The organism is Jeotgalicoccus aerolatus, assembly GCF_014635205.1.
Classification (GTDB): domain Bacteria; phylum Bacillota; class Bacilli; order Staphylococcales; family Salinicoccaceae; genus Jeotgalicoccus; species Jeotgalicoccus aerolatus.
On record NZ_BMCN01000003.1, the window covers coordinates 112,914 to 125,447 of the forward strand.

General features: G+C 39.6%; 13 protein-coding genes and 1 tRNA gene. 8 read left to right on the forward strand and 6 right to left on the reverse strand.

The features are described 5' to 3' along the window. Positions 1–65: 65 nt before the first annotated feature. Together IEU81_RS09035 and IEU81_RS09040 are read right to left on the reverse strand one after the other, a co-directional pair. Positions 66–902 carry a PPK2 family polyphosphate kinase gene (locus IEU81_RS09035; RefSeq protein ID WP_186089283.1) on the reverse strand — a complete coding sequence of 279 codons (837 nt, stop codon included), beginning with the start codon at positions 900–902 and terminating at the stop codon, positions 66–68. 166 nt (positions 903–1,068) lie between these two features. Continuing rightward, complete coding sequence (locus IEU81_RS09040; protein WP_186089281.1) at positions 1,069–2,091, reverse strand: tellurite resistance/C4-dicarboxylate transporter family protein; 1,023 nt, start codon at positions 2,089–2,091, stop codon at positions 1,069–1,071. A gap of 211 nt (positions 2,092–2,302) precedes the next feature. On the opposite strand from IEU81_RS09040, the gene IEU81_RS11000 reads away from it, so the two are divergent. Together IEU81_RS11000 and IEU81_RS11120 are read left to right on the forward strand one after the other, a co-directional pair. Then, the gene (locus IEU81_RS11000; RefSeq protein WP_245203013.1) at positions 2,303–2,560 is read left to right on the forward strand and encodes a nucleoside hydrolase; all 258 of its coding nucleotides are present in this window, start codon (positions 2,303–2,305) and stop codon (positions 2,558–2,560) included. A gap of 10 nt (positions 2,561–2,570) precedes the next feature. Next, entirely contained in the window at positions 2,571–2,804 is a 234-nt protein-coding gene (locus IEU81_RS11120) for a nucleoside hydrolase (protein ID WP_208454703.1), read from the forward strand. Positions 2,805–2,852: 48 nt separating this feature from the next. Here the strand turns inward: IEU81_RS11120 and IEU81_RS09050 are convergent, their stop codons facing one another. The 4 genes from IEU81_RS09050 to IEU81_RS09065 all read right to left on the reverse strand — a co-directional run bounded on the left by IEU81_RS09050 (position 2,853) and on the right by IEU81_RS09065 (position 6,435). Next, a complete protein-coding gene (locus IEU81_RS09050) occupies positions 2,853–3,137 on the reverse strand; it encodes a hypothetical protein (protein WP_186089280.1) in 285 nt (94 codons plus the stop codon). A gap of 24 nt (positions 3,138–3,161) precedes the next feature. Continuing rightward, positions 3,162–4,031 carry a hypothetical protein gene (locus tag IEU81_RS09055; protein ID WP_186089278.1) on the reverse strand — a complete coding sequence of 290 codons (870 nt, stop codon included), beginning with the start codon at positions 4,029–4,031 and terminating at the stop codon, positions 3,162–3,164. Between the two features lie 131 nt (positions 4,032–4,162). Beyond that, positions 4,163–5,104, reverse strand: a complete 942-nt coding sequence (locus IEU81_RS09060) for an ornithine cyclodeaminase family protein (RefSeq protein ID WP_186089276.1) — start codon at positions 5,102–5,104, stop codon at positions 4,163–4,165. A 20-nt stretch (positions 5,105–5,124) separates the two neighbouring features. Further along, a complete protein-coding gene (locus IEU81_RS09065; protein ID WP_186089274.1) occupies positions 5,125–6,435 on the reverse strand; it encodes an MFS transporter in 1,311 nt (436 codons plus the stop codon). 157 nt (positions 6,436–6,592) lie between these two features. On the opposite strand from IEU81_RS09065, the gene IEU81_RS09070 reads away from it, so the two are divergent. The 6 genes from IEU81_RS09070 to IEU81_RS09095 all read left to right on the forward strand — a co-directional run bounded on the left by IEU81_RS09070 (position 6,593) and on the right by IEU81_RS09095 (position 12,482). Then, positions 6,593–6,664: transfer RNA gene (locus IEU81_RS09070), tRNA-Val, on the forward strand. A gap of 122 nt (positions 6,665–6,786) precedes the next feature. Further along, positions 6,787–7,509 (forward strand): ABC transporter ATP-binding protein, encoded by a 723-nt coding sequence (locus IEU81_RS09075; RefSeq protein ID WP_092597832.1) that lies wholly within the window; start codon positions 6,787–6,789, stop codon positions 7,507–7,509. Beyond that, positions 7,506–8,582: an ABC transporter permease gene (locus IEU81_RS09080; RefSeq protein WP_186089273.1), complete on the forward strand. Its 1,077-nt coding sequence runs from the start codon at positions 7,506–7,508 to the stop codon at positions 8,580–8,582. The genes IEU81_RS09075 and IEU81_RS09080 overlap by 4 nt, the downstream gene beginning before the upstream one ends. 19 nt (positions 8,583–8,601) lie before the next feature. Then, positions 8,602–8,985 (forward strand): VOC family protein, encoded by a 384-nt coding sequence (locus IEU81_RS09085; RefSeq protein WP_186089272.1) that lies wholly within the window; start codon positions 8,602–8,604, stop codon positions 8,983–8,985. Between the two features lie 10 nt (positions 8,986–8,995). Continuing rightward, entirely contained in the window at positions 8,996–9,445 is a 450-nt protein-coding gene (locus tag IEU81_RS09090) for a GNAT family N-acetyltransferase (protein ID WP_092597823.1), read from the forward strand. 157 nt (positions 9,446–9,602) lie between these two features. Next, complete coding sequence (locus IEU81_RS09095; protein WP_186089271.1) at positions 9,603–12,482, forward strand: DEAD/DEAH box helicase; 2,880 nt, start codon at positions 9,603–9,605, stop codon at positions 12,480–12,482. Positions 12,483–12,534: the final 52 nt, after the last annotated feature.

Consider the following 12,534-nt stretch of genomic DNA (forward strand, 5'->3'; position numbering starts at 1 on the left):
GCGTACGGATTTTTTTATCTTGTATAACATTGATGTCATTTTATGAGCTTTTGCTCCCAGGCTTTTTATTCATCTTCCAGCTTTTTAATATATTCATCCAGTTCTTTTTTATCTTCACCTGAAATCTCAGGGAAGTCAGGATTAATGTCTTTTAGAACGCTGATCATCACTTCAGTAATAATCTGTCTGGTATGCCACTCATCATCCGCCGGCAAAATGTACCATGGACTGTGCTCAGTAGACGTGTGGTTCAGCATGCCTTCAAAAGCCTGCTGGTATTTAACCCACTTATTACGGTCTTCGATATCAGAAAATGAAAACTCCCACTGTTTGTCAGGATTTTTCATGCGTTTTAAGAAGCGGTCTTTCTGTTCATCTTTCGACATATTGAAAAAGAATTTTACGACAGAAAAACCATTTTCGGATAAGTACTGCTCGTAATGATTAATTTGGCGGTAGCGTGTATCGATGTCAGCATCATCATCTTCCAGCAAATCATTCACGCGCGTCGCAATAACATCTTCGTAATGCGAGCGATTTAATATAGCAATCTGACCGCGCTCGGGCTCACCCTCGTACAGCCGCCATAAGTAAGCATGTTTCTTCTCAGTTTCGCTCGGCTTGCCGTATGAAGTCACTTTCAAGCCCTGAGCATTTAAATTTGAAAAAATATAAGAAATGGCTTCATCTTTTCCAGCAGCATCAATTGCCTGAAGCACTACCATAATCCCATTCTTCTCCGCCGCATGTAACTTGAGATGCAGATCTTTCAGCGTCTTGACGAGCGGGGGAATAGTATTCTCTTTAATATTATTGTTATCTTCTTTTTTACCTTCTGAAGTTAAATAATCACTTAGCTTTATATTTTTATCTTCTGGAATTCTGTAGTCACTTAAATTCATCATCTTCACTCCCAAATTGGTCTATGTCATGAATATACCCTTTAAGATGAAGCGAAAACTTGATGAGTTAAGGCTGGAATTGCGACGGCCGGCCAATGAGAGAGACTGATTGTCCGACTAGGGTGTTTACTCGGCCAATGAGTCCGCCTAAACGAGCCAACTTTGCCTAACGCTTCAGACGTTTCCCATGATGAATAATTAAACCAGTCAGAATCAGCAGCCAAACGATGACGGCAGCAAAAATTGTGATTTTAGGAATAATCATTAAGAAATCGAGATCCAGCGCCATCGATAAATTCACAGTTCCCACCGTATACATAGCGATAGGGAAGGCCATACCCCACATGTCCGGTGTATAAGACAGCGGATAATGATTTATAATATGACGCCAGATGCCGAGAGTAATCAGCAGCGGAATCCACCAAGTACCGAGCGGCCAGAAAAATAATGTAAAGCCTTTAATGAAAATTTCAAGCTCAGCTGCTATACCTGTCCCGTTTAATACAAGCACTGACCCGGCAAGTGTTGTAATCGCGAGCGCCCCCATACTGATCCAATAGGGCGGCGTCAATGACATCGCTTCGATTTTTAAAAACATCAGACGGTAAAAGATAAAGGCAATAATATTTAAATATAAAGCACAGCCTAGTAAAAATAAAATCAGAGCGATAAATATCATGACTTCAGAAAAATCTGTGCTGTCGGCAACGAGCGTTCCAAGTACGGCTAAAGATTGTGTCGATACGACAACGAGCAGCCAGCCGCCGTTTATCGACTCATCAATCATGGGTTTTGATTTTTTAATTATGATTAAAGTGAAGAAAGTATACATTAATATCAGCCAGATAATCGATGCAACAAGCCAAAATACAAATGCAGTTCCGGCCATATTTTTAATTACGGCAAATTGGCTGCCTAACACCCCTGAAGCGGCAATTAAAGTGAAAAATCCGGGACCTTTCCCGTTATCATTAAGATCCCTGAAGAAATCCCCGGTATTTAAAATCAATCTTAGGCCGTTTAAGACGATCAGCAGCGCGAATATAAAAATATTAAAATACAGTAGAAGCTCTGCTGCGAGCGGCAGACCTAAATACCATAAGGACAACGATAAAGCACCAGTCGCCATAACCATGGCGAAATAGCCAGGGTATAAATGACGGGACTGGCGCTGTAAAAATTCAAACATAACTTTCACGCTTTCTTTATATAAGTAAATTAAATTGATGTAAAATTATCATATTTATACTATCAGTAATAGGTGTATGTTACAAATGTGATGAAATTTTTTAAAAAAGGGAGATTTAATAATGAAAAATAAAATTATTCTCGATTGTGATCCTGGACATGATGATGCAGTTGCAATGTTGATGGCGAATGCTCATCCATGAATTGAACTGCTGGGTATTACTATTGTCGCCGGAAATCAGACATTAAACAATACAGTGAGAAATGGTTTGAATGTTGCACAATTGCTGGATATGGATACGGAAATCTACGCCGGTATGTCAGAACCACTCGTTCGAGAACAGCTTGTTGCAGGAAATGTACATGGAGAGACAGGTATTGACGGACCTGTGTTTGATGAGTTGAAACGTAAAGCTCAAGATAAAAATGATGTTCAATTTATCATAGATACGTTAATGGAAAGGGTATGAAGAATTTGGTCTGGAAGCTGGACCTATACACGATGCAACGACGATTGCTTATTTGATAAATCCCGATCTATTTGAAGTGAAAGATATGTTTGTTGAAGTCGACATTAACCGTGGTCCATGTTATGGCCGAACGGTATGTGATGAATCTAATGTGCTGAAACAGAAAGCTAATGCTTTAGTGGGTGTAGGTATAAATAACGATCAATTCTTTGACTTGGTCGAAGAGTGTATTAGAATGTACTAAGAAAATAATAAGGCGTCTCTCGATTACATTACGAGAGACGCCTTATTATTACGATTCTTTCTTTTCCTCGAGCTGACGATCTCGTGTTTCCTGAATCAGCCAAGGGCTGTTCTTTTCAGCTGCATGTCTCTCATTATCTTCTTTAATCCGGTCCAAAACAACTTTCATTTCTTCATTTTCGAGAAGATAATTTTCCTGCTTCAAACGCTGGAGTTCAACTTCTTTATCGATTTGCTCAATTTTAATAGTTTCCATTTCTTTTCGATGGTTCAAGTAATTACTAATAATACCCGCTATAATCCCGGCAACAGCAATGATGACAATAAACCACATAAAAATTCCTCCTTCATATAAAACCTATTTAATTTCACCATCAGCATACGGGATGAACTCGCCGTATGCATATTCACCATTTTCATTAATATAATCGATCTGGCCGTATGGCCATACTCTGAACAGCCCGGTTAATCCGTGGTGGACATTGACGAATGGGATTTCAAAGTAACCGTCGGCTTCGCTGAATACAGGGTCTTCAAAATTAATCAGCGACATATCAAGCACATTTTTATCGTAATATGCTGAAATGAAATCCATCACATTGTCTTCATTGACGACTTCTGCATTCGTTAGCTGGGAAGGGTAAATCAAGCTGACATTGTCATCTCCATCGCCTTCAACTGCAATATAGAAGTTTGCATCGTCAGCAGGCTGATAGATTAAAATGCGGACGGTGCTGCCGATGTCTTCGGGTGATAAATCTTGTGTCGGCTCACCGAAAGCACTAATTATTTCATCGAAAGTAATTGTTTCATCGGGAGTGACTAAGACCTGCTCAACGGTGTCGGCTTGATAAGAGTATCTGACGGCCAGGTCGTTAAATATTTCATCTGCGGGTATATCGTCATCTTCCGAAGGTTCGCCTATAAGTTCTGCCACTTCGTCAGATGTCATGCCGCGTTCAATTCCGCCGTAACTGTAATAGTAGTAGTGATTTAAATAATCTTTGTGGAAGTTAGGGGAGAGAATATCGACATTGCCCGCATTATCGTATGCAGGTTCAAGTGCGGGTTCTTCTTTAGATTCTTCTTCAGAATTCTCAGTTTCTGCATCGTTTTCTTCTGCGTTTTCAGTGTCTGTATCTTCTTCAGTGACATCTTCATCGTCAACTGGAGAGTAGCTGCAGGCAGTAAGTATTACAATGGAAAATGATATTAAAAGCAATCTCATTAATAAACGCATCCTTATTTTTATTATCGGTGTGCCGCGATGTCTACCGGTAATCCATGAACGTTTAATCTTAGTTTCATTATACAACAAAAAAAGAACCGGTATTTTAAAATACCGGTTCTTTAATCAATTTAAGCAAACATTTTCATAACGCCGCCTGCGACTGCCAGGTCAAAGTAACCGGCACCGACGCATTTGTAAATCGTAATATCCGTATCATTTTCACGCAGGTGACCCTGGTCGTAAATATCCGCGAGTGTTCCTCTGATATCGTCCCAGCTGATGATTCCAGCCTCAACGGCATCGATCAGTTCACCGGCTTCGTCTTTGACACCGTCCATGTCATCGACATAGATGTGATTTGCACGTTTAATCGCTGTCTGGTCCATTTCTTTCATTTCATGAGTAAATGATCCGACACCGTTCACATGCGTTCCAGCAGCCAGTAATTCGCCGTTATATACGGGTGTTTTACTTTGTGTCGCACAGTTAATAATATCGCTCTGTTTGACTAGGGCATCGACGTCTGTCAGAACTTCAATATCAGCCCAAATGCCAAAGGCTGCAAGGCGCTGTTTAAACTGTTCTGCTTTTTCAGCCGTGCGGTTATAGAGATAAATTTTCTGAATGTCTCTGACTTCCACAACGCCGAGGACTTGTTCAAATGCCATATTCCCTGTGCCGATTACGCCTAATGATTTAGCATTTTGACGGGCCAGCTTATCTGTGGCAATGGCTGTCATCGCACCGGTACGCAGTCGCGTTAAGTACGACGCGTCCATCGTCGCCTTGTGGGCGCCGTCGGTTAAGTCTGTCACTAAAATATTGCCTTGAGTCGTCGGCAGATTTTTATTGTTCGGGAAAATCGATACTGTTTTAATAATCGATACTTGCTGAGTCAAGCTGATGCACGGCATGTACAGCATAGAGCTGTCATCACCCGCAGGCAGCACTGTGCGGATGGACTCGACAATATTATCTTCATTGTAATCTTTTAAAATCGCATTAACGTCTTTAATTGCATGGCTGATTTTATACTGTTCTGCTATTTCTTTATCTGTCAAAGTAATCAATGTATTCACTCCATAATATATTATTCGGCGTTCATTAATCGATCTTCTTTATCTTGTGCGTTTTCACCGCGCATTGCAAGCACAGCGATCAGTGATACGACTGCTGTGAGTACAATATACAGCGATACCGGTATGCTTGAACCGTTGAACTGGTTCATCAGGAACTCAGCAATCAGCGGTGCAGATCCGCCGGCAACTGCGGCACCAATTTGATAACCGAGTGTGACGCCGGTATAACGGACTTCCTTGCTGAATGATTCTGAGAACATGGTGCCGAGTATGGCAGTAATCGGCGGCCAAACGACAACCAAGCCGATAAAGGTCGCCAGAATAACGAGCACCGGTTCATGTGTATTGACGATGATGAAGTACGGGAACGCGTAGATCAGCATAGCGACCGCACCGATTAAGAACATTTTCTTGCGTCCGACTTTATCTGATAAACTGCCCATAATAGGAATCATAATCGTCGTCAGTACAGATACGGCCATAATAGACAGCATCATAAATTCAAACGATACGTCTAAATTCGAAACACCGTAACCGACGATAAATGTAGTAAAGATATAGAACGGCCCGGTTTCAACGAATTTAGCACCGGAAGTAATGAGTACTTCTTTCGGATGCTTCTTAAAAATTTCAACGATTGGCAAACGGCGGACTTCATTTTTCGCTTCAGCTTCTTTTTGCATAGCAATGAAAGCGGGTGTTTCGTCCAGTCCTTTACGAATTAAAAGACCGACGATGACTAAGAGCAGACTGAAGATAAATGGAATTCTCCATCCCCATGAAAGAAACATTTCTTCAGGCATTGCCCATGTCAGTAAAAAGAAAAATCCGTAAGCGAGCACGAGTCCAATCGGGATCCCCATCTGAGGGAAACTTCCGAACAGGCCGCGCTGATTTTTAGGCGCGTATTCAGTTGCTAAGAGCAGGGCGCCGCCCCATTCTCCGCCGATGCCGAGTCCTTGAATTAAACGGAATAAGAGCAGCAGCAAAGGTGCAGCAACTCCGATTTGTGCATATGTAGGTAACAGACCGATACCGGCGGTAGCCAGTCCCATTAAACTTAAAGTAATGATTAATGTTTTCTTACGGCCGACCCTGTCACCGATATGTGCAAAGATGACGCCCCCTAAAGGCCGTATAAAGAATGATAATGCCAGCCCGAAATAGGCCAGAATATTCGACAGGAACGCATCGTCTGTAACGAAGAACTGCGTATTAAAAATAATACTTGCTACAGCAGCGTACAGGAAAAAGTCGAACCATTCGATTGATGAACCAATTAAACTTGCTGATAATACTTTTCTTCTGAGTTTCTTATCCATATTAAACCTCCCCTTATTTAATCCAGATTAGCATATAAAAAAGTTCCTGAATATAAAAATATGCAATGTTCAGATTTGCCGGAAAAATTGCTGTCTTAAATAAAATGAAGTTGATTTTTATACAGGCATAGCGTAATCTATATTAGTAACCGAATATGATTCCGTAGCTCAGCGGGAGAGCGCTTCGTTGACATCGAAGAGGTCGGTGGTTCAATCCCACTCGGAATCATTACAGAAAAAGCAGTACGATGTTCCCGCATCGTACTGCTTTTTTCAAAAATATACGCTTGAAGTCAGCTGTAAAAGGGTATTCAGCAAGAAAAAGTGTAGACATGAAGGTCGTGATAGGAAATGGCTGAAATTATTGCATCACTGCACGACGCGGGAAAGAAGTTTTTCTTTCATCGCGTCCTTAAAAATATAAATTTAGAAGTAAAAAAAGGGGAAATACTTGGTTTAATCGGTCCGAGCGGTTCAGGTAAAACGACGTGCATCCGCTGCATGCTCGGCATGGAAGATTTAACAGAAGGTGAAGCGTTTGTGCTGAATGAACAGATGCCAAAGCGTAAAGTGCTGGATCGTACCGGTTATATGGGGCAGGAGACTGCCTTGTACGGCACGTTGACTGCCTATGAAAATATGGTGTTTTTCGGTCAGTTGAAAAATTTAAGCAAAGAGACCCTGCAGACGGAAATCGATAAAAACTTAAAACTCGTCGACTTATACGAATACCGCAACAAAGTCGTGACTCAGTTTTCCGGGGGTATGAAGCGGAGACTGTCGCTGGCGATTACACTGCTCGGATCACCGGAATTTATCGTGCTGGATGAACCGACTGTGGGAATCGATCCGAAATTAAGACTGTCAGTCTGGAATCAGCTGAGCGCCTTAGCAGATGAAGGCAAAGGTCTAATCGTAACGACGCATGTGATGAGTGAAGCGGAGAAATGCGACCGGGTGGCACTATTAGTTGACGGTGAAATTTTGGCTGTAGGCACACCCGAAGATTTAATGCGGGAATTTAAGGCGGCATCTATTGAGGAAGTGTTCATCAATATGGAGGTGGAAACATGACGCGTCTGAAAGCCATCGCGGTAAAGATTATCAGAGAGCTGATCAGAGACGTCAGAACGCTTGCTTTAATGATGCTGGCGCCGCTGATAGTGATTACTTTGATGTATTTTATCTTCGATGTGAATAATGAAGCGGATATTAGAATCGGTATACCGCATACGACGAATGAAACGTTTATAGAAGGATTGCCGGAAGACGCGGAAGCGGTGCCGTATGAAGTGGCACCGGTGATGGAGACGCTGCTCGATACGGATGATTTAGACGCCTTTGTTGAAATTTCGGATGAAGCGGTGAATATTACGTATAAAAATGAAGACCCGACAAGAACAACGGCAGTCAGGCAGATGGTGCAATCAGGACTTGAAGCAATGAAAGAAGAACAGCTGAACAGTGTCATGGGAGCCTTGCCGGAAGAAGCGGTGCTGCCGTCAGTTGATGTAGAAGAAGACTATTTGTACGGGAGTCAAAACAGTACGTTTTTCGATAAAATGTTCCCAATCCTCATCGGCTTTTTTGTCTTTTTCTTTGTCTTCTTAATATCAGGAATTGCACTGCTCAGAGAACGGACGATGGGCACGCTGGAAAGAATCTTATCGACATCGGTCAGACGGAGTGAAATCATCGTCGGTTATTTAATCGGCTTCGGTATATTTGCGATCGTCCAGACGATGATTATCGTAATGTACTCAATCTATTTACTGGATATGACAATCAAGGGAGCTGTCGGCTGGGTATTTGTGATTAACATCCTGCTGGCCCTAAGCGCTTTAGCCATCGGCATGTTCATTTCGACATTTGCAAAAACGGAATTTCAGATGATGCAATTTATCCCGCTGATAATCGTTCCGCAAATATTTTTCTCAGGGATTATTCCCTTGGATAATATTGCAGACTGGATTAGTGTAATCGGCTATGTCTTTCCGCTGAGCTATGCAGGAGACGCCTTGACTGAAGTGATGATTAAAGGCAACGGCTTCCTGCATATTTGGAAAGACTTATTGGCGCTGGTGTTGTTCATACTTGTGTTTGTGCTGCTGGATATTTTTGGTTTAAGAAAATACCGCAGGGTTTAGAATTTAAGGAGGAACTTAAATGATAAAAAAATTAATGAACGTCATGTTGTATGTCGAAGATATCGATCAGGCAGTAGACTTTTGGACGAACCGTTTAGGATTTACAGTTAAAAATGAACTGGATTTAATGGAAAACTTTAAAGGATTTGAAATCGCGCCGGAAGTGGCGTCAGAAACGACACTGGTACTGTTTCCGTTGGCATTTATAGAAAAATACAGCCCGGAAGTGAGCCGTGAAACACCGTCCTTGATGTTTGAAGTGGAGAATATAGAAGAGACGTATGAGAAATTTAAGGACAAAGGCGTGCATGTTGGAGAACTGGTGGAAATACCGGATATGAAGACGTTTAACTTTAACGATGGGCAGGACAACTACTTTGCGGTGAGTGAAGCGGTGGAATAGGAGTTGGCTGATGGTTGAGTTTGTTGAGATCAATGAAGAAAACTATGAAGCAGTGCTGCAGTTGAAGGTGACAGAAGCACAAGGGAAATTTGTTGCACAGAATGTGCGGTCGATCGCAGATGCGTATCTGTACCGTGAAGCGGGAGACGTGTTTCCGTATGCGGTACAGGATGGAAAAACTGTGGTTGGCTTCGTACTGCTGGATGAAGACGTGGAAGAGAAGGAATATATGATTTGGCGGATGATGGTTGGCCGGGAATATCAAGGTCAAGGCTATGGCAGAGCGATAGTGGAGAAAGTGATGGATATGTTTAAAAAAGACGACAGATTTGATGTACTCATTGCGGATTATGTTAAAGGCAATGAAGTGATGGGGAAAATTCTGGAATCTTTTGGATTTGAATATGGCGAGTTTGATGAAGAGAATAATGAGTATGTGATGAAGTATAAAAAAGCTTGAGAATATAAATATTCTTGAGCTTTTTTATATTAATAAGTAGATTTACGATACATTTATATTTTTGTAATTAATCGGAATCTTATATGAGTTCTGGATCTTCACTTATTTCGAAATCTTAATTATAATAAAGATATATCAACGGAACGGACGGGATGCTATGGAATCAAGGAAAGCAAATTTACTGAATGCTTACGAACGTGGCTTTATTGATCGCTTTACAACCAAGACTTCACATTATCCACCAGAATTGATTATTAATACTAAAGATGAAAATGTCTTGTCACCGATGCTCGACGCATTAGAATCATGTCAGTCTTTCGAGATCTCAGTTGCTTTTATTACCGAGGGAGGCATTGCTTCACTAAAGACTGTGTTACATGAACTTAACCAGCGTGGTGTAAGAGGTAAAATCATCACGTCTACATATTTAAATTTTAATAAGCCAAAAGTTTTTAAAGAATTACTTAAGATTCCTAATATAGATGTACACATTACTCAACAGGTAGGGTTTCATGCCAAGGGATATGTTTTTGATAAGAAAGATTATTCTGTAATGTTTATTGGAAGCTCAAACTTAACTGATGCAGCACTTAAAAAGAATTATGAATACAATTTGAAACTGACTTCTTTAGATAATGGTGAAGTGATTCAACATTTCAGATTACAATTCGAATTACTGTGGAAAGATTCTACTCTTTTATCGGAAGAGTGGATTAAAAGCTATGAGCAGACCTATTTAGAAAATAAGCCTGATGAAAAAGTTCTTCAGTTAATAGAAACAAAGAAACCATATCGCTACGATAATTTTAATCTAGAAGAGATAACACCTAATTTAATGCAAGAAGAAGCTCTAAGATCTTTGGAGGAACTGCGTTTATCTGGTGAAAAAAGAGGTCTGGTCATATCAGCTACTGGAACCGGGAAAACATATTTGTCTGCATTTGATGTCAGAAATTTTAATCCGAGTCGAGTTCTATTTATTGCCCATAGAGAACAAATTTTAATGAAATCACTAAATGATTATAGAAACTTAATTGGTGGAGATCCATCTGATTTTGGTATATACAGCGGATCTAAAAAGGATATCGATGCGAAATATATGTTTGCCACTGTACAGACATTTTCAAAAGAAAGTCATTTAGAACAGTTTCCCAAACACGCGTTTGATTACATTGTGATGGATGAAGCACATCGAAGCAGTGCAAACTCATACACTAAAATAATCAATTACTTTGAGCCTAAGTTCCTATTAGGAATGACTGCAACTCCGGAACGTACAGATAATAATGAAATTTTTGGTCTGTTTGATTTCAATATTGCTTATGAAATTAGATTACAAAAAGCATTAGAAGCTGAAATTTTATCACCGTTTCATTATTTTGGTGTGACTGATTATATTGTGAATGGAGAAACAGTAAGTGATACTAGCTCAATGAATGAACTGTTAGACCAAGAGAGAATCCAGCATATCATTGATAAGCTACATTATTACTCCCACGCAGGTGAAGAAGTGAGAGGATTAATGTTTGTTTCAAATAGGGAGGAAGCTCATAAATTATCTGAACTACTTAATCAAAAAGGGTATAAAACAAGAGCATTAACAGGTATGGATTCTCAAGAAGAACGTCAAGAAGCTGTAGTGATGCTAGAAGCTAATAAATTAGATTACTTAATCACGGTAGACATTTTCAATGAAGGTGTTGATATACCTTCAGTTAATCAGGTGGTCATGCTAAGACAAACAGAATCGAGTATTATCTTTGTCCAGCAACTTGGTCGAGGTTTACGAAAACACGTTGATAAAGAATTTCTCACAGTAATTGATTTTATCGGTAATTATAAAAATAACTATTTGATACCCGTAGCATTAACAGGAGACAAATCTTTCAATAAAGATAGTTTACGGAAAGATGTTGTTGGCGGTAGTTTAATAACTGGTGAATCAACAATTAATTTTGAAAGAATTGCTCAAGATAGAATTTTTAAGTCTATTTCAAAAGTATCATTAGATACCTTAGCTAACCTAAAGAAACTGTATCACTATACAAAAAATAAACTCGGACAGATACCGACGTTGGTTGAATTATATAAAGATCAAGATGCGATGAATCCAATGTTAGTATTAAATAAGTATGATCATTACGTACAATTTTTAACGAAAATCAAAGAGGAAACTGTACCACTTACCAACGGACAAGATAGGATATTAACTTATATATCGAAAGAAATTGTTGATGGTAAAAGAGTTACAGAGATTTTATTGCTCAAAAAGTTATTGAATGGTCCGGTTAATAAAAGCGAATTCCAAAGAGACATGAAAGAACATAATTATTACATGACAAATGAGACACTGAGATCGATCATCAGAATGTTTACTTTAGAATTCTATACTCAGCAAAAGCGGAAAAAATATAAATATCCGCTCATAGAAGTAGATGGTGAGAAAATATACGTGACAAAAGAATTTAGATCTTCTTTAAAAGATGAATATTTTAGAAAACAAGTAGACGACTTATTAGAATTAGGGTTACTACAATCGAAAAATTATGATCAGACGGTTCAACTAACGATTAATGAAAAATACAGTAGGACAGATGTGTGTAGAATACTGAACTGGGAAAAAGATGAGTCCAGCACGATGTATGGATACAAAACCAAACATAATACGACACCAATATTTGTGAACTATAACAAAAAAGATGATATTGATGAATCAGTTAGATATGACGACCGTTTCTTAGACTCTCATGTGTTTCAGTGGTATACACGAAAAGGGACGGATTTAGATTCCAAGATTAACAAAGAGATTATTGAGAAACATGAACATGACGCAACTGATATTCACTTGTTTGTGAAAAGAGACGACGATGAGGGTGTCTACCATTACTATATGGGTGAAGTCAGTATTGATATGTCCTCAACAGAAAATGCATCGATAGGGTTGAGTGAAGACAAACATAAAGTAGCCAAAATGAATTTCATATTGGAGAACCCGGTTGATTATAATATGTATCGGTTCATTGATGGAGAGAAATAATAATTTAAAAACTGATGTTTTTAAAGTTTAATTTCTCATTCATATTTAAGTG